This is a genomic window from Glycomyces tenuis DSM 44171, from assembly GCF_000427885.1.
Lineage (GTDB): Bacteria > Actinomycetota > Actinomycetes > Mycobacteriales > Micromonosporaceae > Glycomyces > Glycomyces tenuis.
On sequence record NZ_ATYW01000005.1, the window covers coordinates 1 to 24,611 of the forward strand.

Consider the following 24,611-nt stretch of genomic DNA (forward strand, 5'->3'; position numbering starts at 1 on the left):
GCGATGGTTTGGCCGGTTTGGGCGGAGCGGAGCATGGTCTCGGAGACCGCGACCGTCGCCAGGCCCTGCGCGAGACCGACGACCTCATTGTCCAGGCCCAGGACCGCGTCACGGAAATGCTCGTGCTCGACCAGCAACGGCTCCCGCTTACGGATCGCATACCGGACCATGTCACCCTCGGACACGCCCCGGAAGGCGCGCAGCGCCTCCCACTCGGTGTGCTCGACACCATTGGCATAGAACGTCAAATCCCCGGTGAGCGTGTCCGCGATGAAGCAGCCTCGGTCGCCAGTGACGACCGCGGTGCGTTCCTTGAACGGGCTCAACCAGTTCACCGAGTGGTTCGCGATCGTGCCCTTGCTCAGATACCCGATGGCCGAGAGCATGTCCTCGTGCTCGCGCCCCGACCGCGAGACCGTCCGGGCCGTGATCGACTGATACGACTGACCGGTCACCCAACTGGTCAAATCGATGTCGTGCGTCGCCAGATCCTTGACCACACCCACATCAGCGATCCGATGCGGGAACGGCCCCTGACGACGAGTCACCACCTGCAACACCTCGCCCAGCTCACCGGACTCCAGACGCGCACGCAAACTGATGATCGCCGGGTTATACCGCTCAATATGCCCCACCCCGGCGACAAGACCGCGCGATCCGAAGGCCTCGGCCAACAGGCGCGCCGCCTCGACCGTGTGGGCCAGCGGCTTCTCAATCAAGGCGTGCACACCGGCCTCGGCCAGCGCGAGTCCGACCGATTCGTGCAGCGCGGTCGGACAGGCCACCACCGCATAGTCCAGACCCAGACCGATCAGCTCCTCGACCGAGCCGACGAGCCGCACGCCCGCCGGAGCGGACCGCTTGTCGGCCACCGGGTCGGCGACGCCGACCAGATCAACGCCTTCAAGTCCACCGAGAATCCGGGCGTGGTTACGACCCATCGCGCCAAGACCAACCAGACCGGCGCGGAGTTGCGGTGCTGTCACATCTGCTCCAAAGCGTTCACCGCGTCAGCGACACGGTCGAGATCATCCGAGGACAAGGAAGGGTGAACCGGCAACGACAACACCTCAGCAGCGGCCCTGTCCGTCTCAGGCAGATCAGCCTTTGAGTCCCGGTACGGGATCAGCCGGTGAATCGGCGTCGGGTAATAGACCGCACTCCCCACACCAGCGGCCTTCAACCGCTCGAGTGCACCGTCACGGTCACCCTCGATCCGCACCGTGTACTGGTGATACACGTGATGGGCCCCAGGCGCGACCGGCGGCACCACCGCACCAGTGATCGACTTGTCCAAGAACGCCGCATTCACACGCCGGGCCTCAGTCCACCCCTCCAGCCGACCCAACTGCACCCGACCGATCGCCGCCGCCACATCAGTCATGCGCATATTCGCACCCACGACCTCGTTCGCATACCGCTGCTCCATCCCCTGATTGCGCAACAACCGCAGCATCCGCGCCAACTGCGCATCATCAGTCGAGACCATCCCGCCCTCCAGGGCATGCATGTTCTTCGTCGGATAGAAACTGAACGCCCCCGCCGCACCGAACGACCCCACCGGCTTCCCGTCGACCTGCGCCCCATGCGCCTGACAAGCATCCTCCACCACCGCCAACCCATGCCGCTCCGCCAACGGCACCAGCCGGCCCATGTCCGCCGGATGCCCGTACAGATGCACCGGCATCACCGCCACCGTCCGAGGACCGACCAGCGCCGCCACCGCGTCAGGGTCGACGCAGAAACTCCCCGCCTCGATATCAGCGAACACCGGCTCCGCCCCCACCAGCCGCACCGCATTCGCCGACGCCGCGAACGAGAACGACGGCACGATCACCTCATCGCCAGGACCGACCCCCAGCGCCATGAGAGCGAGCTGCAACGCAGACGTCCCCGAGTTCACCGCCACACAATGCCCAGTCCCCGACACCGTCGCGAACGCGTCCTCGAACGCCGCCACCTCCGGCCCCTGCACCACCATCCCCGACCGCAACACGGCCACCGCCGCCGCAATCTCCTCATCACCGATAAACGGCCGAGCCGGCGGGATGAATTCCGGCGGTTCACTAGGCATTCGGTGCCCCCGATGCTGGTCAGTCGCGCGATGTGGACGCGAGGATGATAGCAAGTGCCGTGCGGGCCCCTGCGCGGCGAAAACCGCATCGCCGCCCGAGTCCGCGTCGACGTTGACGCATGCCCAACGCGTTAAGCACCGATCCGGTTGCACGCTCGGAGCATTTGTGTCTTTTCTCGCACATTAGGTTCACACGGCGCGAACGGGCTGACAGATAGACCGGATCAGCGCACTCTCCGTCGCCGAGCCGCATTCTCGTTGTCGCGCAAGAGGATGGTGTCCATCATTTTGCGACAATTCGTGGATTGTGCTCTTTTGCTGCATTGCTGGACCATTGTCTAATGAATGCTGAATTACAGGTTGCGCTCAAGCGAACAGAAGTTGCACGCGTGCTAATGTGACAGGACTCATCGCGCGCCAGACAGTCGTTCGACTGGCCCGCATGGACGTGCCCGACCACGATCTCCCTGCCGCGAGCACTCCGCACCACCCGTCTTCCTCTGGAGGTAAACCCCACATGTACAGTCTGATGCTGCTCAACGGCGGTATCGGAAGCCGCGTCGCGGCCGGCCGCCCCAAGCAGTTCATCGACGTGGCCGGTCGACCCATCATCGTCTACTCGCTGGTCGCAGCCGACGCGGTACCCGAGATCACCCAGATCGTCCTCAACTTCCCCGAGGGGTTCCGCGAGGAGATCGAACGGCTGGTCACCGACTACGCGATCCAGACGCCGGTGACCTACGTGCCGGCCGGCGAGAGCCGCCACGAGTCGGTCGCGGCGATGCTGCCGGCCTGCGAGTCCGACCACGTCCTCATCCACGAGTCGGCCCGCCCCATGGTCACCGCCGCCGACTTCAAGCAGCTGGTCACGGACCCGCGCGACAACGTCAGCCTGATGCTGCCCATCCCCTTCACCGTCGCCCCCGTCGACCCCGACTCCGGCCTGGTCACCGGCTCGCTCGAGCGGGACCGGCTGCGCAACGTCCAGCTGCCGCAGAAGTTCCTCAAGGCCGATCTGGCCGACGCCCACCGGAAGGCCGCGGAGCAGCAGCTGGTGTTCACCGAGGACGCCACGCTGTGCGCCGTCACCGGACACGACGTCCACTTCATCGACGGCCAGGACACCAACCTCAAGGTCACCACCCCCACCGACGTCAAACTGGCCGGCTTCCTCCTGGGAGGGGACGAAGATGTCTAAGTCCATACTCATCACCGGCGCCTCCAAAGGCATCGGCGCGGCCACCGCCGAGCGGTTCTTCTACGCCGACAACGACATCACCGACTTCATCCTGCTGGCCCGCCAGTCCGAGGACTTCGAGAAGCTCATCGGCCGCCTCACCGACGACAACCCCTACGGCAAGCGCGTCCTCCCCCACGTCATCGACCTCAACGACCGCGCCCGCATCGTCGGTCTCATGCGCGACGTCATGGCCGAGGCCGGCAAGGTCGACTACCTGGTCAACAACGCCGGGTACACCGCCCCCTGCGCGCTCCAGCAGATCGAGTTCGCCGACTTCGAGCGCACCATCGGCGTCAACCTGTACGCCCCGTTCACGATCGTCCAGGAGCTGCTGCACTGCGGCAACACCTTCGAGCTGATCGTCAACATCGCCTCCACCGCCGGCATGGGCGGACGCCCCGGCTGGCTCACCTACGGCGCCTCCAAGGCCGCCGTGATCAACATGAGCGAGGCGATGAAGGAGGAGCTGTCGATCTACGGCACCCGCGTGGTGTGCATCTCCCCCGGCCGCTGCGCCACCGACCTGCGCCGCAAGCTCGCCCCGGACGAGGACCCGTCGACGATCATGCAACCCGAGCAGGTCGCCTCGGTCATCGACATGCTCACCTCCGAGGTCGGCACGCTCGTCGACAGCCAGAACCTGGTCGTCCGCCAATAACAGAACCGGACCGATGCTCACCAAGATCACACAGTTCCGGTATGCGCAGGCGCTGCTGCCGGGCACGCTCCCGATCCTGTGCCACGCCGCCATCCTGTTCACGCCGTGGCGGCCCCTCTGGCTCGTCCTGATCGCGGCGACGCTGGCGTACTACTGCTACCCGCAGGAGGTGAACACGCCCGGCCGCCACGCGCAGGGCCGCGCCCTGCTGGCGTTCACGCCCGTGACGGCCGCGGTCGCCGCGGGCACCGGGCTGTCGATCGCCTGGTCGCTGGCGTTGCTCGCGACCGCCGCGATGATCGCCGTCGAAGCGCTCCTGGCCAAGGTCGTCAGCGCCGCCAAGATCGCCACCGCGCACCTGGAGACCCGCCCGGAGACCTCCGACTCGCCGGTGCGCCGCTCGGCCCTGTACTACCTGTCGACGTTCGCGGTGCTGGTCGTGCAGGTGCCGCTGCTCTTCTCGGGCTTCGCCGCCGCCACGCCGTACGCGGTGGTCCTGGCGGCCCTGCCGACGGCGGTGCTGGCGGCGGCCAGGTTCGCCGGGCTGACCCACCGCGTCCTGCCCTCGACAGAGGACATCACCGAGATCGTGGCCGCCGAGCTCGACCGGCGGGCCCCCACGTTCATGGTCTACTTCGCGGGGCCGAAGGACACCACCTACCAGCTCGAGATGTGGGTGCCCTACTTCGAGCGCATCGAAGGCTCGTACTTCGTCATGACCCGCGAGCGGCACCACCTCCCGGCGCTGGCCGCCGCGACCGACGCGCCGGTGGTGTTCGTCCAGGGCCAGGGCCCGATCGACCTGGTCATCCCCGAGACGGTGACCACCGTGTTCTACGTCAACAACGGCATGAAGAACATGCACATGGTGCGCAACCCCGAGCTGCTGCACGTCCAGCTGCTCCACGGCGACTCAGAGAAGATCTCCAGCTACAACCCGGTCACGGCGATGTACGACCGGGTCTTCGTCGCCGGCCAGGCCGGGATCGACCGCTACGCCGACCACGGCGTCCACATCCCGCTCGACAAGTTCGACATCGTCGGACGCCCGCAGGTGTCGGACCTGGAGGTGCCGCGCACCGAGATCGGCTCGGTCGAGTCCCCGACGGTGCTGTACGCACCGACGTGGACCGGGTTCTACGAGGACGCGAACTACTGCTCGCTGAAGCTGGGGCCGAAACTCGTCGGCGCCCTGCTCGAACGCGGCGCGACGGTGGTGTTCCGCACCCACCCCTACACCGACCGCAACGAGGGCGCCAAGCGCAAGCGGATCGAGGTCGAGGAGCTGCTGCGCGCCGACGCGGCCAAGACCGGCCGGGCCCACCGCTGGGGCGCCGCGGCCGAGTCCGAGATGACCCTGTTCGACTGCGTGAACACCGCGGACGCGCTGGTGTGCGACGTCAGCGCCGTCGCCTCGGACTGGCTGTACACCGAGAAGCCGTTCGCGGTGGTCGACGCCCGCAAGGAGGGCGAGGCCTTCGCCGCGACCTTCCCGCCGGCGCGGGCCGCCTATGTCGTGAACGGCTCGGGTTCGAACATCGGGCCGGTCCTCGACGAGCTGCTCGGCACCGACTCGCTCGCGGGCGTCAGAGCCGAGGCGAAGACCTACTACCTGGGCGACTTCCCGGCCGAAGGCTACGACCGGGTCTTCATCGAGACCGCCCAGAAGTACATCGACAACGGCAGGACCGGCACCGCTTAGGCGCTCCTAGGCGGGCGAGCGGACGGTCTCGGGCCGCTCGGCCGCCGGGAGGGCCGACTCGCCGGTGGCGGCCTTGCGGACCGGTTCGGCGTAGGTGGCCTTGACCTCGTCGACGAACACGCCGACGAGGTCCTCGGGCCGGATGTCGCCGAGGTAGTACTCGCGGACCTCTGCTCGCAGCCCGGCCTTCGGGTCGGTCTCCAGCAGCTCGTCGAGGACCTCCTCGACGTTGTCCGCCTCGGCGTCGAACAGGTAGGCGGCCTTGGCGAGCGGGAACTCGGCGAGGTAGTCGGGGCCGAAGTCCTTCGGGTCGGTCATCGCGAACGGCCGGCCGCAGTACAGCCAGTCCGATGCGGTGCCGCTGATGTCGGAGATCGCCACGTCGGCGGCGTTGATGCACTCGCTCAAGGTCACCTCGGACTCGGCCTTGTCGCCCCACAGGTGCGCCCGGCCGGTCCCCGCCGCGTCGGCGGCGATGAGCTCCTTGATCTCGTCGGCGAGGGCCTGGTAGGCGGCGTTGGTGCGCGTGTAGGGGTGGGTGCGGAAGACGACGTCGACGTCGCGGCGCAGCAGGGCCTCGACGATCCGCTTCCCCTGCGGCAGGGAGGAGTAGTTGACGTCGGCGGTGAGCCCGGTCCAGGTGGGCGTGTAGAGCACGACCTTGCGGTCCCCGTCGCGTTCGGGGCGGGGCCCGACCTGGAGGTCGTGGAGCTGGGGGCGGCCGATGCGCTTGAACTTGTAGTTGGGGATGTCGACGCCGTGGCGGTGGTAACGGTCGACCCCGGCCTGGCCGGCGACGAAGACCCGGTCGTACATCAGCGACACCGGGCTGCGGCTGATCGCCTTGTCGGAGTCGCCGTGCATCAGCTGCACGTGGATGTACTTGTCGAGCTTGATCAGCTGGGCGTTCTTGACGGCGTGGTTGACGTAGAAGCAGGACCGGACGCTGTCGGGCAGCAGATGGTCGAGCACCGACTGGGCCGGGACCAGCACGATCGGGGCGTCGGTGCGTTCGGCGATGCCGTCGAGCAGGTAGCGGTCGCGGACGATGATCAGGTACGGGTCGCCGACCTGCTCGAAGTACGGCAACCACATCTGGAGCTGGTACTCCGAGGCGCGGGAGCCGGCGAAGTGGATCACGAAGCGGGGCTGGAGCCGTTCGACGGCGTCCCTGACCCCGGCGTCGACCGGGTGGGACTCGCGGCGGCGGCGCAGGTAGTTGTCGAGCACGGCCGACCCGGTCCAGCCGAAGGCGGCGAGGGTGACGATCAGGAAGACCGTGTCGGTCACGGCCGTGGGGGCCGACTGCGGCACGGCCGCGGCGAGCACGTAGGCCACGGCCAGGCAGTTCATGAGCGTCGCGATCGCCGGCGGGGTGGTCATGCGCTGGCGGCGGGTGCGGTGGACCTCGAGGTTGACCGCCAGGAGGTAGGCGATGTTGAGGGCCTTGGCGATGATGTCGGCGTACGCGAAGTAGCAGGTGACCAGCACGCCGGCGAGCAGCAGCGGCCAGTGGTCGGTGCCGCCGGCGATCCAGGCCTCGATGAGCACCGCCAGGGCGGTCAGGACGCGGGCGATCCGCATCGAGGCGACGCTGTGGCGGCTCTGCCAGGCGACCGTCCCGAAGACGACGAGCGCGAGCAGGTAGGTCGGCCAGGACACGCCGCGCAGCGCCACTGCCGAGATGACGGCCGCGACCGCCAGCAGGTTCAGTCGGATGGACCAGGATTTGAGCAGTTTCTTCAACTCGCCGTGCCTCTATCGGAGTCGTGGGACGCCGCACCTCCATGGTGCGACGCTCGCGCGTGCCGGAGCGCGGGTGGGTGGATTTCGACGCGGGGAGGGGGAGAGGGAGGGGTTATTTGAAGCGGCGGTTGACGTCGTTGAGGTCTTCGGCGAAGTCGACCTCGATGACGGTGTGCTGGGAGATGTCGACCGCCTCGAACTTCAGGCCGTCCTTGGCGATGGCCGCCTCGATGCCGCCTTCGAAGTACTCCTGGTCGTCGACCTCGGCCAGCCGCTTGGCGACCACGGCGCGGTCGTCGGCCGAGACGTAGTTGATGCCCACGGCCTCGCCGAGCGCGCCTTCGGTGACCTTCTTGGAGAGCTTGTTGATGTAGCCGTCGGCGCCGAGGGTGTACTTGACCTCCTCGTCGGAGACCTTCGCGGTGTTGACGCTGATGAAGGAGCGGTCCATGGCGATGTGCGGCAGGAGCACGTCGAGCACCTGCGGGTCGAAGACGACGTCGCCGTTGAGCCACAGGACCCCGCCGGGGCCGAGGATGCTGAAGGCCTTGAGCAGGCTCTTGGAGGTGTTGGTGTCGCCGTAGGCCTGGTTGTAGATGAAGCCGACGTCGGGCACCTCCTCCATGATCATCTCCTTCTTGAAGCCGACCACGAGGTGGATGGAGTGGCGGCTGAAACGGGAGGTGAGCAGGCGCAGCGAGCGGCCCAGGATGGTCTCGCCGGTGTTCAGGGGCGTCAGCGGCTTGGGGTGCGGTTTGCCGAGCCGGGAGCCGACACCGGCCGCAAGGATCACGATGTTCGTGGACATTGGCGCCACCTCGTTCGCATAGGCTACAGGACCACAGCAGTTTACCTAGTTAAACGGGCAATTACGAAACGGCCAATCACGGGTAGACGTACCGGTCACATTGCCACCGCTCCCACTCGTGGGTACCGGCCCGCCGCTGGTGACGGTATCCTTCCGCTCGACGCGTCCGCCGACCCGTGAGCACAGGAGTGAGCCCATGCACGCCGCAGCACCGTACCCGCCCGGCGCGCCGACCGTGGCGGTGGTCCTGGCCGGGGGGACGGGCGCCCGGATGGGCGCGCCGGTCCCGAAGCAGCTGCTCGAGGTGGGCGGCAAGCCGGTGCTCCAGCACACGCTGGAGGCCTTCGAGGCCGCGCCGGAGGTCGACCGGATCGTGGTGGTGATGGCTGCGGGCCACCATCGCGCGGTGGCCCCGATCGCCGAGGCGGCGGGGGCGGGGAAGCTGGCCGGGGTCATCGCGGGAGGGGCCGACCGCAGCGCCTCATCGCGCGCGGCGATCGACTGGGCCCGGCGCCTGCTCGGCCCCGGCGAGGACTGCAAGCTGCTGCTGCACGACGCGGCCCGGATGCTCGTCTCGGGGCGGATCATCGCCGAGGTCGCCGCCGCGCTGGACCGGCACGACGCGGTCGGCGTGGCCGTGGCCTCCTCGGACACCGTCATCGAGGTCAGGGCCGAGGGCGGGCGGGAGTTCGTCGCGTCCGTGCCCGAGCGGGCCGCGCTGCGACGGGTGCAGACCCCGCAGGGCTTCCGCCTGTCGGTGATCGAGGCGGCCTACGCGGCGGCGGCGGCCGATCCGGCCTTCAAGGCGACCGACGACTGCTCGGTGGTGCTGCGATACCTGCCGCACGTGCCGGTCGCCGTCGTCGCCGGCGAGGAGCGCAACCTGAAGGTCACCGAGCCGCTCGACCTGGTCGTGGCCGAGGCGCTGCTCGAACAGCCTTAGGCGTGCTCTTTGAGCATCCGCTCGAACAGCTCCTCGTGGAGGCCGACGACCTGCTCGGGCTCGTAGGCGCGCGCGGTGACCCGGCCGGCCTCGGCGAGGCGGCACCGCAGCTCGCGGTCGTCCATGAGCCGCGCCAGCGCCTGGGAGAGCGCTTCGACGTTCTTGGACTCGAACAGCAGGCCGTTCTCCTCGTGGTCGATGATCTCGATCGGGCCGTGCTCGACGGCGCTGGAGACCACGGCGAGCCCCGCGGACATGGCCTCCACGATCACCAGGCCGAAGGCCTCGTAGTGGGAGGTCACGGCCGCGATCGAGGCCTTGCTCCACTCGTCGTCGAGCGGCGAGACCGGGCCCATGAGCTTGATGCGGGCCCGCAGGCCGTACTCGCCGATGAGCTGCTGGAGCCGCTTGCGCTCGGTGCCGCGGCCGTAGATGCGCATGCCCCACTCGGGGTAGCGGTGGGCGATCTCGCCGAAGGCCTCGATGAGGGTGTTGAAGCCCTTCATCTTGGCGAGCCGCCCGGCGGCCATGATCATCGGCTCGTTCTGCGTCGAGAGCTCGCCCCGGTGGGCGGGGATGGAGTTGGGGATGACCGCGATGCGGTCGGCGCAGTCGGGCAGGGCCTCGCGGTAGGCCCGCGCGTCGCTCTCGGTGATGGTGACGATCGAGTGGAGGCGGTGGTAGTTGTCCTTGATCAGCTGCCGCACCGGCGGCTTGTAGTTGTCGAGGTACAGGTGCTCCTGGCCGACCACGATGGTGTCCGGCCGCGCGTACCGGGCGGCGTAGAGGTTGAGCGTCACCTGGGTGGTGACCAGGATGTCGGTGTCGACCTTCTCCATGAACTGCTTGACGCGGCGGTCGAACAGCGCCGAGGACTCGCGCATGTTGTTCACCTGGGCGCGGTCGAGGTAGGAATCCCGCTTGGCGCGGCGCCGGTCCATGAACGACAGTCGCTCACCGCCGTCGCCCGGCTTTCGGACGTCCCACAGGCTGTCCACAGTGATCCGCGGATCGATGTCGAAGTCCGGTACTTCCCGGTTGCGGATGCAGGACACGAGAGTCACGTCGTGGCCGCGCTCGACCAGGGCTTCGGCCGTGTTGATCGTGGTCTTGATCGTGCCGCCGATGCCCCAGATATTGCGGACGAGAAACGTGATTCGCATGGTGTGAGATCCATTCCCAATGAAGTGATGCCGGAGCCGAGGCGGACCGCGTCCGGCGTGCCCCCCCGGGCGGTCCCCTTACACAACGCTTGTGACGGCCCGTTGGGTTGCCTCTGGTTCGGCGGAAGTTCACCTGCCGATCCCGGGCGATTCACCGTCGGGTCCGGATTACACCATATTCACGATTCGCCGCTCTGCGGAGCGGGGTCAGGCGGGAGTGGCGGCCGTCCCCTCGGGCTCGAGGGCGCCGTCGCGCTCGACGTAGCGCTCCCCGCTGCGCGGGCACCGCCACAGGCCCTCGCCCGCCTCGTCCTCCACCAGGCGCTCCCCCGAGCGGCCGACCCAGCCGACGCGCCTTGCCGGGACGCCCATCACCAGCGCGTAGGCGGGCACGTCCTTGGTCACGACCGCCCCGGCCGCGACCATCGCCCAGGCGCCGATCCGCACCGGCGCCACGCACACCGCGCGGGCGCCGATCGAGGCGCCGCGCTCGACGGTCACGCCGACCGCCTCCCAGTCGCCGGCGCGCTTGATCCCGCCGTCGGGCTCGACCGAGCGCGGGTTGTGGTCGTTGGTGAACACCGCCGCCGGGCCGACGAACACGCCGTCGTCGAGGCGGGCCGGCTCGTAGACCAGCGCGTAGTTCTGCACCTTGACGTTGTCGCCCATCGCCACGCCGGTGCCGACGTAGGCGCCGCGGCCGATGATGCACCCGTTGCCGAGGACCGCGTCCTCGCGGATCTGGGCGAGGTCCCACACGGACGAGCCGTCGCCGATCTTCGCCGACTCGGCCACCTGCGCGCTTGGCTGGACTCGATAGCTCATGACTTCCCGGTCTGCTAGGAGCTGGACTTCTTGGCGGTCTTCTTCGCGGCCTTCTTGGCCGCCTTCTTCGCAGTGGTCTTCTTGGCGGCTTTCTTGGCGGTCTTCTTCGCCGCCTTCTTCGCGGTCTTCTTCACCCCGCCCCCGGCGGCGACCTTCTCGCGGCGCTCGGCGAGCAGCTCGGCGGCCCGGTCGATCGTCATGGCCTCGACCGTGTCGGTCTTGCGGATCGAGGCGTTCGTCTCACCGTCGGTGACGTACGGGCCGAAGCGCCCGTCCTTGAGGGAGACCTCCTTGCCGGTCACCGGGTCGGGGCCGAGCTCCTTGAGCAGCGTCTGCGCCCGCTGGCGCCCCCGGGTCTTCGGCTGCGCGAGCAGCTTCTCGGCCTCCTCGAGGGTGAGCGTGAACAGCTGGTCCTCCGATTCGAGGGACCGGTAGTCGCGCTTCTTGACCACGTAGGGGCCGTGCGGGCCGAGCCCGGTGCGGACCTCCTCGCCGTCGGCGTCCTTGCCGACCAGCCGCGGCAGCGTCAGCAGCTTGACGGCGTCCTCGAGCGTGAGCTCCGAGAGCTTCTGCCCGGTCAGCAGCGACGAGGACTTCTCACCGGAGGTGACGTAGGGCCCGTAGCGGCCGGTCTTGGCGTAGACCGGCTCCCCGGTCTCGGGGTGCGTGCCGAGCTCGCCCTCGCCGGAGCCGAGCTCGTAGAGCTCCTCGACCTTCTCCCGGGTCAGCTCGTCGGGCGCCAGCGACTCCGGGATCGAGGTGCGCTCGCCGTTCTCGCCGGCCTCGGCCTGCTCGGGCGTGGTGCGCTCCAGGTAGGGGCCGTAGCGTCCGACGCGGACGACGACCTTGCGGTTCCGGTCGTCGGTGAACAGCCGGATCGAGTTGACGCCGCGGGCGTCGATCTTCCCGAGCTCCTCTTCGACCAGGCGCCGCAGCCCGCCGGAGGCGGCCACGGTGCCCTCCTTGTCGTCGCCGCCGAAGTAGAACTTGCGCAGGAACTCGACGCGCTGCTCCTCGCCGCCGGCGACCTCGTCGAGCTCGTCCTCCATCCCGGCGGTGAAGTCGTAGTCCACCAGGCGCGGGAAGTGCCGTTCCATCAGGCCGACGACGGCGAACGCGAGGAAGGAGGGGATGAGGGCCTGGCCGCGCTTGAACACGTAGCCGCGGTCCTGGATGGTCTGCATGATCGAGGCGTACGTCGAGGGCCGGCCGATGCCGCGCTCCTCGAGGGCCTTGACCAGGCTGGCCTCGGTGTAGCGGGCGGGCGGCTGGGTGGTGTGCCCGGCGGCCTCCAGGCCGCGCTCGCTCAGGTGCTGGCGCTCGGCGAGCTCGGGGAGGCGCTTCTCGACGTTGTCGGCCTCGCCCTCCTCGATCGACTCGACGTAGGCGAGCAGGAAGCCGGGGTTGGTGATGGTCTTGCCGGAGGCGCCGAAGTCGGCGTCCTCCCCCGCGGCGGTGGTGGCGCGGGCGCGCACCGAGGTCGAGTTGCCGGTGGCGTCGACCATCTGGCAGGCGAGCGTGCGCCGCCAGATCAGGTCGTAGAGCCGGTGCTCTTCGGCGGTGAGCTGGCCTTTGAGCTGGTCGGGGGTCTTGAAGCGGTTCCCGGCCGGGCGGATGGCCTCGTGGGCCTCCTGGGCGTTCTTGACCTTGCGGGCGTAGCGCCTGGGCTCGGCGGGCACGTACTGGGCGCCGTAGAGCTCGGCGGCCTGGGCGCGGGCGGCGTCGACGGCGGTGTTCGACAGGTTCGTCGAGTCGGTCCGCATATAGGTGATGTGACCGTTTTCATAGAGCCGCTGGGCGACGCGCATCACCTGCGCGCTCGACAGGCGCAGCTTCCGTCCGGCCTCCTGCTGGAGCGTCGAGGTGATGAACGGCGCGTAGGGACGGCGGCGGTACGGCTTCTTGTCGACCTTCAGCACGGTGAAGTCGCGGCCGCTCAAGCGCTCGGCCAGGCCGCGCGCGCCGGCCTCGTCGAGGTGGACGACATTGCCCTTCGCCTTGCCGGTGGCCGGGTCGAAGTCCTTGCCGCCGGCGATCCTGTCGCCGTCGACGGCGATGAGCGAGGCCTTGAAGACCTGGTCGTCGTCGGTGGCGAGACGGGCGGTGACGTCCCAGTAGTCGGCGGCGCGGAAGGCCATGCGGGCCCGTTCGCGCTCGACGACGACCCTGGTGGCGACGGACTGGACGCGCCCGGCCGACAGGCGCGGCATGACCTTCTTCCACAGCACCGGGCTGACCTCGTAGCCGTAGAGGCGGTCGAGGATGCGGCGGGCCTCCTGGGCGTCGACGAGGTCCTGGTTGAGCTCGCGCGGGTTGGCGGCGGCCTCGGCGATGGCCTGCGGGGTGATCTCGTGGAAGACCATGCGCTTGACCGGGATCTTCGGCTTCAGCGTCTCGAGCAGGTGCCAGGCGATGGCCTCGCCTTCGCGGTCCTCATCGGTGGCGAGGTAGAGCTCGTCGGCCTCGGCGAGGTAGCCCTTGAGCTTCTTGACGTGGGCCTGGCGGTCGGGGTTGACGATGTAGAGCGGCGCGAAGTCGTTGTCGACGTCGACCCCCAGGCGCGACCACGCCTTGTCCTTGTACTTCTTCGGGATCTCCTTGGCGCTGCGGGGCAGGTCGCGGATGTGCCCGAGGGAGGAGTCGACGATGTAGCCGGGACCGAGATAAGAGGAGATCGTCTTGGCCTTCGCCGGGGATTCGACGATGACCAGGCGCTTGAGGTCGGCCACTGCTCCCACCTTCGCTTGGGTTCACTGAAAAATACGCACTCGAATCGTTACGGTAGCTCACGCTCGGCGAACGCGTCCCCTGAGTATGCGGGCGCCCCGGCCCGATCGGAACCTGCGACTCGCAGGTTCGCCGGAGCGGGCCGGGGCGCGCGGTGCTCTGCCGGGGAGGGCTAGCCGACCTTCACGGTCTCACGCTCCTCCTCGGCTCGGTCTTCCCCCGCTTCCACCAGCGCCGAGCGGCGCTTGCTGACCACGATCGAGGTGACCAGGATGAGCAGCGCCGCACCGGCCACGCTCCAGCGGAGCGCGCCGGAGGCGTCGTCGCCGACGGTGGCGACCACGACGGCCGGGGCGATGATGAGCGCCACCAGGTTCATGACCTTGAGCAGCGGGTTGATCGCGGGCCCGGCGGTGTCCTTGAACGGGTCGCCGACGGTGTCGCCGATCACGGCCGCGGCGTGGGCCTCGGAGCCCTTGCCGCCGTGGTTGCCGTCCTCGACGTCCTTCTTGGCGTTGTCCCAGGCGCCGCCCGAGTTCGCCAGCATGATCGCCATGAGCACGCCGCAGGCGATCGCGCCGGCGAGGTAGGCGGCGAGCGGGCCGACGCCGAGGCCGAAGCCGACGATGATCGGCGCGGTCACGGCCAGCAGGCCCGGCGTCGCCAGTTCGCGCTGGGCGTCGCGGGTACAGATGTCGACCACGCGGCCGTACTGGGGGCGCTGCTCGCCGGTCATGATGCCCGGGAAGCGCGCGAACTGGTCGCGGACCTCCTGGACCACGGCGGCGGCGGAGCGGGCCACGGCGTTGACGGCCAGGCCGGAGAACAGGAACACCACGCTGGCGCCGATGATGAAGCCGACGATGTTGGCCGGGTCGGCGATGCTGAGCGCCTCGAACAGCTCGCCGCCGGCGAGGCCCTCGGAGGCCACCGCGTCGGTGTAGGAGCCGAACAGGGCGGTCGCGGCCAGCACGGCCGTGGCGATCGCGATGCCCTTGGTGATGGCCTTGGTGGTGTTGCCGACCGCGTCGAGGTCGGTGAGCGTCTGGGCGGCGTCGCCGTCGACGTCCCCGCTCATCTCCGCGATGCCCTGGGCGTTGTCGCTGATCGGGCCGAAGGTGTCCATCGCGACGATGACGCCGACGGTGGTCAGCAGGCCGCAGCCGGCGAGCGCGACGGCGAACAGGCTGACGAGCAGGACGCCCCCGCCGAGCAGGTAGGCGCCGTAGACGGCGGCGGCGATGAGCAGCGCCGAGTACACGGCGGACTCGAGGCCGAGCGAGAAGCCCGAGAGGATGTTCGTGGCCGCGCCGGTGCGCGTCGAGGCCGAGACGGTCCTGGTGGGCTTGTAGCGCGTGTCGGTGTAGTAGCCGGTCAGGAACATGATGGCCGCGGCGAGCGCGATGCCGATGACGACGGCGATGATGGCCAGGCCCTGCGGGCTGACGGGGATCTCCGAGGCGTCGATGCCGGTGCCCAGTTCGGACCAGTCGGCCGGGACGTAGGCGAAGACGGCGACGGCGGTGAGCGCCGCCGATATGACCGCGGAGATGTAGAAGGCGCGGTTGATGGCGGTGAGCCCGGAGGCGTCGGAGGCCCGCATGCGGGTGATGATGACGCCGATGAGGGCGCAGACGATGCCGACGGAGGCCACGATGAGCGGCAGGACGAGGCCGGTCTCGCCGAAGGCGGCGCGGCCGAGGATGAGGCTGGCGACCAGGACCACGGCGTAGGACTCGAAGAGGTCGGCGGCCATGCCGGCGCAGTCGCCCACGTTGTCGCCGACGTTGTCGGCGATGGTCGCGGGGTTGCGCGGGTCGTCCTCGGGGATGCCCTGCTCGACCTTGCCGACGAGGTCGGCGCCGACGTCGGCGGCCTTGGTGAAGATGCCGCCGCCGACGCGCATGAACATCGCCAGCAGGGCGGCGCCGAAGCCGAAGCCCTCCAGGACGACGGGCGCGTCGGACTTGTAGACCAGGACCACGATGGCGGCGCCGAGCAGGCCGAGGCCGATGGTCAGGAAGCCGACCACGCCGCCGGTGCGGAACGCCAGGTGCATCGCGCCGACGGCCTTGCCGTCGCGCGCGGCGGCGGCGACGCGGACGTTCGCGCGGGTGGCGAGGCTCATGCCGGCCCAGCCGATGAAGGCGCTGAAGGCGGCTCCGACCACGAAGAAGAGGCTGCGGCCGATGCGGACGTCGGTCCCGGCGTCGCCGACCGGCAGCAGGAACAGCAGTACCACGGCGGCGACGACGAAGATCCCGAGCGTGCGGAACTGTCGGCGCAGGTAGGCGGAGGCGCCCTCCTGGACGGCGCCGGCGATCTCGCGCATCTTGTCGGTGCCGGTGCCCGCGCCGAGGATGCTCTTGACCAGTGCGGCGGCGCTTCCCAGCGCGACCAGCGCGAGCACGGCGGCCACCACCACGAGGCTCACGTTGGAGCCTGTGAGCTGGCCTACGCCCTCGTCGCCATTGGCGAGCAACGTATGCATGTTGTTCCTCCAGAGACTGGATGCGCGCGGCGCGCGCGTACGGGTTCAGTGAAGGCCGCCCGCGCGGGGCGGCGTGCTTCGGGTTCGCGCCCGGCGCCGCGCGCGGTGAGGCGTGCGGCCGCGCGGCGGCGCGTCTGTCATAACGAGCGGAGTGTAACGATGTGAGGTCTTTGCGAGTGGGGTCGGTCACTGCGGTCCCGTAGGGGCGCGGCGACTCAGTGCTCGCCGGACTGGGCGCCGCCGGGCAGGGGCCAGCTCATGGAGACGGTGGTGCCCTTCTCGCTGTCGGGACCGGTCACTACCAGGTCTTCGACCAGGCCGCCGAGGACGATGAGGGTGATCTCCTCCGAGAGGGTCTCCTCTTCGAGCGTGTCGTGATCACTCGGGCGCGCATCGCCGCGGCGGGTGGAGGGCGCGAGGCGGTCTCGTGTCTGCGCGCGCATATCGCGCGCGTTGTCGGTGATTTTCGCAACGAAACGATCACCGATCGAAAATTCGATGCGCACAAGATCGTCGATCTCTGAGTCGCGGTGCCGCAGGATCGCTCGCGTGCAGGCCTCGCCGACGGCCTGGCGGACCTCGTCGAGCAGCCCGGTGGCGACCCCGGCGTGCGAGGCGACGTCGGCGGCCACAAGGCGGGCGGCGCGGACGTAGGCGGCGGCGGGCGTGAACGCGAACCGCACCGTCACCGGTTCAGCGCGGTGGTCGTGCTTGGAGGCGTTCACTCGCTGGGCACCGCTTCCCGGACATCGAGCACCTTGTCCAGGCCGGTCAGGTCGAGGAGCTTGCGGATGCGGGGGTTGGCGCAGACCACCACCAGCGCGCCTCCCGCGTCGGTGAGCCGGCGGCGGGCGCCGATGAGGACGCCCAGGCCGGTGGAGTCGCAGAACTCGGTGGGCGTCAGGTCGATCGCCACGCGCATGCGGCCCTCGGCGGAGAGCTGCCTGACGGCTTCGCGCAGCTTCGGTGCGGTGTACATGTCGATCTCTCCGGTCACCGAGATGACCGAGTACGCGCCGACTGTGGACAGGCTAAGTCCCAGTTCGGGTTCGGGCGTTCCGTCACTGGATGATCCCTTCACGCTCTCTCCCAAGGCTTCGATGTGTCCTGGCGCATAGCGTACTGCTTCCGTCATGGGAGCGTGTCGGGAGCACTGAGCCGACGTATGGGCTCGACCACGCTCGGCGAGGACGCACCTTGTGGCGGGGCGGCCGGCGCGGCCGGGAGCGCCGCCTGTCGGAGCGTTGCGGCATCATTGACCGCGTGTCATCGGACCAGCTGATCAGCGCACTCGGTGCGGACGACGAAGGGCTTCGCCACCTCAGGCGCGTCCCGCCGCGCCGCTCCGCGCGCACCGCCTGGCCCGAATGGGTGCCCGAGGAGGTGCGCCGGGCGCTGTCCGAGACCGGCATCGTGGAGCCGTGGCCGCACCAGGCCGAGGCGGCGACGCACGCCTTCGAGGGCCGCGACGTCGTCGTCGCCACCGGCACCGCCTCCGGCAAGAGCCTCGCGTACCTGCTGCCGGTCCTGACCGAGGCCGCCCTCGACTGCGAGGGCCGCACGCTCTATCTGGCGCCGACGAAGGCGCTCGCCGCCGACCAGGCCAGGGCGGTCGGCGAGTTCGACGTCGGCGGGCTCATCCCGGCCATCGTCGACGGCGACACGCCGTACGAGCACCGGCAGTGGGCGCAGCGCTTCGCGAACCTGGTGTTCTCCAACCCGGACCTCGTCCACCACTCGATGCTGCCGCGCCACCGGTTCTGGCGCTCGCTGCTGTCGAACCTGAAGTACGTCGTGGTCGACGAGTGCCACATCTACCGGGGCGTGTTCGGCGCGCACGTCGCGCTCACGCTGCGGCGGCTGCTGCGCCTGGCCGAGCACTACGGGGCCTCGCCGACGGTCGTCGCCGCCTCGGCGACGGCCGCCGAGCCGGCGGCGTCCCTGACGACGCTGACAGGCCGGCCCGCGGTGCAGGTCACCGCCGACTCCTCACCGTCGCCGGGCGCGAGCATCGCCTTGTGGGAGCCCGAGACGCACCTGATCGAGGGCGAGCCGCAGAAGGCCTCCACGCTCTCGGAGACCGCGCGGATGCTGGCCCAGCTCGTCCAGCGGGGCGTCCGCACGCTCGCGTTCGTGCCGTCGCGTCGCGGCGCCGAGATCGTCGCCGCCGAGGCGAAGTCGCGGCTCGGCGCGGACCCGGCCGCGGAGCGCATCGCCGCCTACCGGGCCGGGTACCTGCGCGAGCACCGCAGGGACCTGGAGGCCGACCTGCGCGAGGGGCGGCTGCTCGGCGTGGCGACGACGAACGCGCTCGAGCTGGGCATCGACGTCACCGGGCTGGACGCTGTCGTCCTGTGCGGCTACCCGGGGCGCCTGGCCTCGTTCTGGCAGCAGGTCGGGCGGGCCGGGCGCGGCGAGACCGAGGCGCTGGCGATCATGCTCGCCAAGGACGACCCGCTCGACACGTACCTGGTGCACCATCCGGAGGCGATCTTCGAGCGGCCGGTCGAGGCGAGCGTGTGCGACCCGTCGAACCCGTACGTGCTGGCGGGGCACCTGTGCCTGGCCGCCGAGGAGCTGCCGCTGCGCGAGGCGGACCTGGCGTCGATCCCCGGCAGCCGCGAGGTGGCCGAGGAGCTGTGCGAACGGAAGCTGCTGCGCCGCAGGCCGGGCGGGCGCTACTACTGGGTGGGTTCGGAGCGCCCGGAGGTGACGCTGCGGGGCTCGGGGCCGATGGGCATCGACATCGCGGAGATCTCGACGGGGCGGCTCATCGGCACCGTCGACGCGGCCGCCTCGCACCGGCTCGTGCACAACGGGGCGCTGTACCTGCACCAGGGCGAGTCGTATCTGGTCGACGAGCTGGACCTCGACGACGGGATCGCGCTGGTGCACGCCGCGAAGCCGCCGTGGACGACCAGCGCGCAGGAGATCACGCACCTGGAGATCCTGAGCACGCGGGAGGTCCGCGAGATGGGCGCGGTGACGATGTGCCTCGGGGAGGTGGAGGTGACCACGAACGTCATCTCCTACCAGCGCAGGCGCATCCCGACCGGGGAGGTCATCGACACGCAGCTTCTGGACCTGCCGCCGCAGACGCTGCGGACGGTCGCGGTGTGGTGGACGGTCGAGCCCGAGGCGCTGGCGGGGGTGGCGGACCTGACCGGCGCGCTGCACGCGGCCGAGCACGCCTCGATCGGGCTGCTGCCGCTGATCGCGACGTGCGACCGGTGGGACATCGGCGGGCTGTCGACGGCGGCGCACCCGGACACGGAGCTGCCGACGGTGTTCGTCTACGACGGGCACCCGGGCGGGGCGGGCTTCGCCGAGCAGGCGTTCCGCAAGTGGACGGACTGGCTGGGGGCGACGAGGGACGCCATCGACTCGTGCGACTGCAAGGCGGGATGCCCGAGCTGCATCCAGAGCCCGAAGTGCGGCAACGGCAACGAGCCGCTGGACAAGACGGGCAGCATCCAGGTCCTGGGCGTGGTCCTGGAAGCCGACGACGGCAGGCCGCCGACGGTGATCGAGATCGCCAAGCCCACGGAGGCAGCGCCGAAGGAAGAGGAAGACGACCTCTGGCCCGGCGACTTCTGACCTCCACCGCGCACCGAATCTCGTCTATGATCTTCCCCGATCCCTGAACCCCCTCGGAGCGACAAATGAATTCCCGAATCATCGAGGTCCGGTACCGGACTTTCGTTCCCGTGGCGTACCTGGTCACCGGGTCACTGGCGATTCCCGTCGGCGTGTTCGCGATAGTCACGCAGCTGTGGGACTTGCAGTTCCTGTTCGGTGTCGGTGTCGTGTTCCTGGTAATCGGCGCCAGAATGCGCTCAAGACCGTACGGTGCCTACGATGTCAAGGCGAAGGCCCTGGTCGTCTACTGGTTCTCCACTCGGCGCGTCCGCTGGACCTTCGGCACGCCGAACGGCGAGCGGTTGGTCGTGGACGACGGCAGGATCAGACGAATCGACGCCGACGGCCGCGTGAAGACCGTCGTCATCCTTTGGGACTGCGACCCCGAGGACCGTGCCCGCCTGGTCCAGGTGATCGAGTCCCAAGAGCGGTCGCGACAGGCGAAGGAGGCCAAACGCCGCTGAGCGGCGCTCGGTCGAGAGCGAGGAGGTTCGACATGCGGTACAACGCAATCGCCGAGGCGGCGCCCGAAGGCGGGTGGGTCGTGGCGGTTCCGAGCCTCCGAGGCGCGGTCACGCAGGGTGAGGACTGGGCCGAGGCCGAATACATGGCACGGGACCTCATCGCAACGGTCCTCGATGCCCCGATCGAGACCGTGCAGGTCACGCTGACCGAGGTCGAGACCGGCGAAATCGACTCGCACCGCCACCTTCATTGATGCCGTTTTGAAGCAGATGCTGCTAAAATACATGCATGAGTGAGTTCAGTATGACCATCAGGCATCTTCCCGAGGAATGGCGCGCGGAGCTGGCGGCGCGAGCCGCCCGCCAGTCGCAGTCGCTTCAGGAGTTCATGTTCAAGCAGATCGAGGCGATCGTGGCTCACCCGCCGCTCGATCTGGTCATCATGCGCGCACGCGAGCGGGTCGAAGCCTCCGGCTCCGGCATGACGATCGAGGACATCCTCGAAGCCCGCGACGCGGACCGCCGATGACGGAACCTCCCGCTCTTGTCGTAGACGCGTCAGCGGTGGTCGCGCAACTCACCACGCCCGGTGAACGCGGAAAGTGGTTCGCAGTCCAAATGTTGGACAAACAGCTGTTCTCCTCGGAGATGCTGCATTACGAGGTGACGAACATTCTCCGGAGAGGGCGCCGACAAGGCTCCTTGGACGAGACCGCCGCGAACCTCGCCTTCCAAGACCTTCGCGACATGGCAATACATCTCGAACCGTTCTCGGTGGTGGCCACCCGAATCTGGGAACTCCGCGAGAGTGTCACCGCGTACGACGCCTCTTATGTGGCGGTAGCCGAATGGCGCCGCGCGCCGCTGCTCACGGCCGATCGCAGGCTGACTCGGAGCAACGGGCCGAAATGCGAGTTCATCACGCCGCCGATGACGTAGCCCGGGTCAGCCTTCGACTCGGTCGAGGCGGGCCGAGAGGTGGGGGCTCATCGGCCTGCCCTCGGCGGCCATCTCCACGGCGTACATCAGGGCGCCCTCCACGATCCCGTACAGGCGCTTGGCGGCCGTGACCTCCTTGGCTTGGGGGCTGCGGACCACCGCGTCCGTGGCGATCTCGAACTTCGTGCCGTCCGCGTGGCCGTAGTACAGGTCGAGGATGCCGGTCGGGTGCGCCAGCAGGACCTCCACCTCCGGCTTGCCGGAGTCCTCGCCTTGGACGGGCCGCCACCAGCCGGTCTCCCAGGCCGCCGGGCGCACCGGTTTGCCGTCCTCGTCGACGATCCACGAGCGGGCGTCGTAGCGCAGGAACGGCCGCCCGTCGTGCGTGAAGCGGATCTCCTGGGCGTACATGAAGTCCTCGCCGTCGGGGTAGCCGCCCTGCCCGCGGCCCCTCCAGTGCCCGACCAGGGGCAGCAGCGGCAGCAGGTCGTCGTGCAGGTTCGGGCCGCTGCGCAGATCGGCGGTCTCCTCGAAAGGATAGGGCTCGACCTTCTCGTAGGTCGAGGCGAACTCCGCGGGTACCTCGCCGCTCATCGGTTCCTCCCCGTTCTGATCGTCCAGTAGCCGAAAACGCCCGCCAGCGCGCCGGACGCGATGACGAGCACGGCGGTCATCACCGTCTCCACGGGCCCCACTTTACGTCCGGCACTCGTCGATCCGATCACACGATGGCAAGATGTTGACCATGGATACACCTGGACCGTTCGATTCCTGGCTCTCGGACATGGACGGCGTGCTCGTCCACGAGGGGGTCCCCGTCCCCGGGGCCAACAAACTCATCGAGAAGCTGCAGACGGCGGGGAAGCGGTTCCTCGTGCTCACCAACAACTCGATCTACACCCCGCGCGATCTGCACGTCCGTCTGAGGAACTCCGGTCTGACCGTCCCGGAGGCCTCGATCTACACCTCGGCGATGGCCACCGCGGACTTCCTGCACTCGCAGCGGCCCTCGGGCTCGGCGTACGTCATCGGCGAGGCGGGGCTGACCACGGCGCTGCACGAGATCGACTACGTGCTCACCGACTACCGCCCCGACTACGTGGTGCTCGGCGAGACCCGCCGCTACGACTTCGGCGCGATCACCACGGCGGTGCGCCTGATCAAGGCCGGGGCGCGGTTCATCGCCACGAACCCGGACGCGACCGGCCCGTCCCTGGAGGGCATCCTCCCGGCGACCGGCGCGGTGGCGGCCATGATCTCCGAGGCCACCGGCGCCGACCCGTACTTCGTGGGCAAGCCGAATCCGCTCATGATGCGCAACGCCCTGCGCCGCATCGACGCGCACTCGGAGTCGACGGTCATGATCGGCGACCGGATGGACACCGACGTGCTCTCCGGTCTCGAGGCGGGCCTGGAGACCGTCCTCGTTTTGTCGGGGGTCACTGACACCATGGATGAAGTCGAGAAATACCCCTTCCGGCCGAACCACGTGAAGGATTCGGTCGCCGATCTCATCGATTGGATCGAATGAGGAGACTCACCGAGTTAGGAGCGATCATGCCTCCCGCCACCCACACCCATTCCTCAGCGCGCGCCCGAGCGGCGGACGAGCCGTTCACGGGAGCGCCGCACGGGCCCAAGGCGGCGGGGAGCGCCGTCCGGGCCGCCTCCGAGCCGCCGGGGGGCGGGCCGTCCCGCGAGCCCGAGGCGAAGCTGTCCGGTCTCGAGCGGCGGATCCTGACCTTCGAGGCGCGCTGGTGGCGCGCCTCGGGGGCCAAGACGCAGGCGATCGCCGACGAGCTGGAGCTGACGCCGGAGCAGTACTACCAGCATCTGGCGCGGCTGATCGACCACCCGGAGGCCGCCGCCGAGCAGCCCGCGGTCGTCCGGCGGCTCCGCGCCGCCCGCGACCACCGCAAGAACGCCCGCTGAGCGCAGCGGCGACCCCTCTCAGCGGCGGATGCGCTCGCTGAGCAGGTACCAGACCGCGCCGACGGCGAACACGGCCAGGCCGCCGAAGACGGCGCCCGGCGGGAGGCTCGTGGCGACGAGTATGCAGCCGCCCAGGCCGATCCACGGCACCGGCGTGCGGCTCTGGATCGTGGCCGCCGAGGCGTTGGCGATCGCGTAGTAGACCAGGACGCAGAAGCTGGAGAAGCCGATCGCCCCCGCCAGGTCGAGGGTCGCGACGATGACCAGGACCGCGACGGTCGCGGTGAGCTCGGCCGCCCAGGGGACGCCGAAGCGTTCGGAGACGGCCGCCAGGCCGCCCGGCAGGCGTCGGTCGCGGGCCATCGCGAGCGCGGTGCGGCCGATCCCGGCCAGCAGGCTCAGCAGGACGCCCGCGACGGCGATGCCCGCGCCGACGGCGACCAGCGGCTCGAGGGCCGGGGCCCCGGCGGCGGCGAGGTCGGCCAGGGGCGTCTCGGATCCGGCGAGGGTCCCCGGGCCCAGGACGTACAGGGCGGTCGAGGCGACGACCGCGTAGACGGCGAAGGTGATCCCCAGGGCGATCGGGACGGCCCGCGGGATGGTCCATTCGGGGCGCTTGACCTCCTCGCCGAGCGTGGCGATGCGGGCGTACCCGGCGAAGGCGAAGAAGATGAACCCGGCGGCGGTCAGCACGCCCCAGGGGTGGGGCCGGTCGAGGTCCTGGACGGCCACCGGTCCGGTGAACCCGGCGATGACGACGGCGGTCAGGACGGCGAGGGTCACGGCGGCGAAGACCGCCGCGGCGACGGCGGTCTTCTTGACGCCCAGCAGGTTCACCGCGCACAGCGCGACGACGGCGGCGACGCCGAGGGCTCGGGGCGAGTCCGGCAGCAGGTAGTGGCCGAGGGTCAGGGCCATGGCGGCGGCCGAGGCGGTCTTGCCGACCAGGAAGCCCCATCCGGCGGCGAAGCCGACCGCGGGGTGGAGGCGCTCGGTGCCGTAGACGTAGGCGCCGCCGGCCCGCGGGTGCCGGGCGGCCAGGCGGGCCGAGGAGTCGGCGTTGCAGTAGGCGAGGAGGCCGGCGACGGCGAGGGCGGCCAGGAGCGCCGGCCCGGAGCCCGCGGCTTCGGTGGCCGGCCCCCACACGACGAAGACGCCCGCGCCGAGCATCGAGGCGAGCCCGATGACGATCGCGGAGGGGAGTCCGAGGTGGCGTTTGAGCTCCGGGGGCGGCCGGTTCTCCGGGGAAGGGGCGGGCAT

Annotated in this window: 23 protein-coding genes; 11 read left to right on the forward strand and 12 right to left on the reverse strand. The window is 69.6% G+C overall.

The window, feature by feature from the left end:
• Window positions 1–986 (reverse strand): Gfo/Idh/MocA family protein (locus YWW_RS0108780; protein ID WP_026929838.1); only part of this gene is annotated, 986 nt, incomplete at its 3' end.
• Window positions 983–2,074, reverse strand: a complete 1,092-nt coding sequence (locus YWW_RS0108785; protein ID WP_026929839.1) for a DegT/DnrJ/EryC1/StrS family aminotransferase — start codon at window positions 2,072–2,074, stop codon at window positions 983–985. The genes YWW_RS0108785 and YWW_RS0108780, both read right to left, overlap by 4 nt.
• A gap of 517 nt (window positions 2,075–2,591) precedes the next feature.
• Here YWW_RS0108785 and YWW_RS0108790 point away from each other — a divergent pair.
• From YWW_RS0108790 to YWW_RS29160, 3 genes are read left to right on the forward strand one after another with little or no spacing between them, the layout of a single operon-like run.
• Window positions 2,592–3,272, forward strand: coding sequence for an IspD/TarI family cytidylyltransferase (locus YWW_RS0108790; protein WP_026929840.1), 681 nt, complete (start codon window positions 2,592–2,594; stop codon window positions 3,270–3,272).
• Entirely contained in the window at window positions 3,265–3,972 is a 708-nt protein-coding gene (locus YWW_RS29155) for an SDR family NAD(P)-dependent oxidoreductase (RefSeq protein WP_026929841.1), read from the forward strand. Before YWW_RS0108790 ends, YWW_RS29155 begins: the two co-directional genes overlap by 8 nt.
• A 13-nt stretch (window positions 3,973–3,985) precedes the next feature.
• A complete protein-coding gene (locus tag YWW_RS29160) occupies window positions 3,986–5,674 on the forward strand; it encodes a CDP-glycerol glycerophosphotransferase family protein (RefSeq protein WP_051325556.1) in 1,689 nt (562 codons plus the stop codon).
• Window positions 5,675–5,680: 6 nt separating this feature from the next.
• Here YWW_RS29160 and YWW_RS29165 read toward each other — a convergent pair whose 3' ends face one another.
• Together YWW_RS29165 and YWW_RS0108810 are read right to left on the reverse strand one after the other, a co-directional pair.
• A complete protein-coding gene (locus YWW_RS29165) occupies window positions 5,681–7,420 on the reverse strand; it encodes a CDP-glycerol glycerophosphotransferase family protein (protein WP_051325557.1) in 1,740 nt (579 codons plus the stop codon).
• A gap of 112 nt (window positions 7,421–7,532) precedes the next feature.
• Window positions 7,533–8,228, reverse strand: a complete 696-nt coding sequence (locus tag YWW_RS0108810) for a phosphocholine cytidylyltransferase family protein (RefSeq protein WP_026929842.1) — start codon at window positions 8,226–8,228, stop codon at window positions 7,533–7,535.
• A gap of 196 nt (window positions 8,229–8,424) precedes the next feature.
• On the opposite strand from YWW_RS0108810, the gene YWW_RS0108815 reads away from it, so the two are divergent.
• On the forward strand, window positions 8,425–9,171 hold the full coding sequence (locus YWW_RS0108815) for an IspD/TarI family cytidylyltransferase (protein ID WP_026929843.1): 747 nt from the start codon (window positions 8,425–8,427) through the stop codon (window positions 9,169–9,171).
• Here the strand turns inward: YWW_RS0108815 and YWW_RS29170 are convergent.
• The 6 genes from YWW_RS29170 to YWW_RS0108845 form a co-directional block, all read right to left on the reverse strand.
• Window positions 9,168–10,334 (reverse strand): glycosyltransferase family 4 protein, encoded by a 1,167-nt coding sequence (locus tag YWW_RS29170; RefSeq protein WP_051325558.1) that lies wholly within the window; start codon window positions 10,332–10,334, stop codon window positions 9,168–9,170. The genes YWW_RS0108815 and YWW_RS29170 overlap by 4 nt on opposite strands.
• 207 nt (window positions 10,335–10,541) lie before the next feature.
• Entirely contained in the window at window positions 10,542–11,159 is a 618-nt protein-coding gene (locus YWW_RS0108825) for an acyltransferase (protein ID WP_026929844.1), read from the reverse strand.
• 14 nt (window positions 11,160–11,173) lie between these two features.
• Complete coding sequence (topA, locus tag YWW_RS29175) at window positions 11,174–13,897, reverse strand: type I DNA topoisomerase (protein ID WP_051325559.1); 2,724 nt, start codon at window positions 13,895–13,897, stop codon at window positions 11,174–11,176.
• A 161-nt stretch (window positions 13,898–14,058) separates the two neighbouring features.
• The gene (locus YWW_RS0108835; RefSeq protein WP_026929845.1) at window positions 14,059–16,377 is read right to left on the reverse strand and encodes a sodium-translocating pyrophosphatase; all 2,319 of its coding nucleotides are present in this window, start codon (window positions 16,375–16,377) and stop codon (window positions 14,059–14,061) included.
• A 215-nt stretch (window positions 16,378–16,592) separates the two neighbouring features.
• Entirely contained in the window at window positions 16,593–17,102 is a 510-nt protein-coding gene (locus tag YWW_RS0108840; protein ID WP_051325560.1) for an ATP-binding protein, read from the reverse strand.
• Window positions 17,099–17,458 carry an STAS domain-containing protein gene (locus YWW_RS0108845; RefSeq protein ID WP_051325561.1) on the reverse strand — a complete coding sequence of 120 codons (360 nt, stop codon included), beginning with the start codon at window positions 17,456–17,458 and terminating at the stop codon, window positions 17,099–17,101. Before YWW_RS0108845 ends, YWW_RS0108840 begins: the two co-directional genes overlap by 4 nt.
• Window positions 17,459–17,640: 182 nt before the next feature.
• Between YWW_RS0108845 and YWW_RS29180 the strand changes: the two genes are divergently transcribed.
• The 5 genes from YWW_RS29180 (at window position 17,641) to YWW_RS0108870 (ending at window position 21,419) form a co-directional block, all read left to right on the forward strand.
• Entirely contained in the window at window positions 17,641–19,974 is a 2,334-nt protein-coding gene (locus YWW_RS29180; RefSeq protein WP_245595382.1) for a DEAD/DEAH box helicase, read from the forward strand.
• Between the two features lie 65 nt (window positions 19,975–20,039).
• The gene (locus tag YWW_RS0108855; protein ID WP_026929848.1) at window positions 20,040–20,480 is read left to right on the forward strand and encodes a hypothetical protein; all 441 of its coding nucleotides are present in this window, start codon (window positions 20,040–20,042) and stop codon (window positions 20,478–20,480) included.
• Between the two features lie 32 nt (window positions 20,481–20,512).
• Window positions 20,513–20,734, forward strand: coding sequence for a type II toxin-antitoxin system HicB family antitoxin (locus tag YWW_RS29185; protein ID WP_035698387.1), 222 nt, complete (start codon window positions 20,513–20,515; stop codon window positions 20,732–20,734).
• Window positions 20,735–20,769: 35 nt separating this feature from the next.
• Window positions 20,770–21,009: a FitA-like ribbon-helix-helix domain-containing protein gene (locus YWW_RS0108865; protein ID WP_026929849.1), complete on the forward strand. Its 240-nt coding sequence runs from the start codon at window positions 20,770–20,772 to the stop codon at window positions 21,007–21,009.
• The gene (locus tag YWW_RS0108870; RefSeq protein WP_026929850.1) at window positions 21,006–21,419 is read left to right on the forward strand and encodes a type II toxin-antitoxin system VapC family toxin; all 414 of its coding nucleotides are present in this window, start codon (window positions 21,006–21,008) and stop codon (window positions 21,417–21,419) included. The genes YWW_RS0108865 and YWW_RS0108870 overlap by 4 nt, the downstream gene beginning before the upstream one ends.
• Before the next feature lie 6 nt (window positions 21,420–21,425).
• Here YWW_RS0108870 and YWW_RS0108875 read toward each other — a convergent pair whose 3' ends face one another.
• The gene (locus tag YWW_RS0108875; protein ID WP_425402687.1) at window positions 21,426–22,040 is read right to left on the reverse strand and encodes a heme-binding beta-barrel domain-containing protein; all 615 of its coding nucleotides are present in this window, start codon (window positions 22,038–22,040) and stop codon (window positions 21,426–21,428) included.
• A gap of 124 nt (window positions 22,041–22,164) precedes the next feature.
• Here YWW_RS0108875 and YWW_RS0108885 point away from each other — a divergent pair, with 124 nt between their 5' ends.
• Together YWW_RS0108885 and YWW_RS34925 are read left to right on the forward strand one after the other, a co-directional pair.
• Window positions 22,165–22,950, forward strand: a complete 786-nt coding sequence (locus tag YWW_RS0108885) for an HAD-IIA family hydrolase (RefSeq protein WP_026929852.1) — start codon at window positions 22,165–22,167, stop codon at window positions 22,948–22,950.
• Between the two features lie 26 nt (window positions 22,951–22,976).
• A complete protein-coding gene (locus YWW_RS34925; protein WP_155830040.1) occupies window positions 22,977–23,351 on the forward strand; it encodes a DUF3263 domain-containing protein in 375 nt (124 codons plus the stop codon).
• 18 nt (window positions 23,352–23,369) lie between these two features.
• On the opposite strand, the gene YWW_RS0108895 is transcribed toward YWW_RS34925, so the two are convergent.
• Window positions 23,370–24,611, reverse strand: coding sequence for an APC family permease (locus tag YWW_RS0108895; RefSeq protein WP_026929853.1), 1,242 nt, complete (start codon window positions 24,609–24,611; stop codon window positions 23,370–23,372).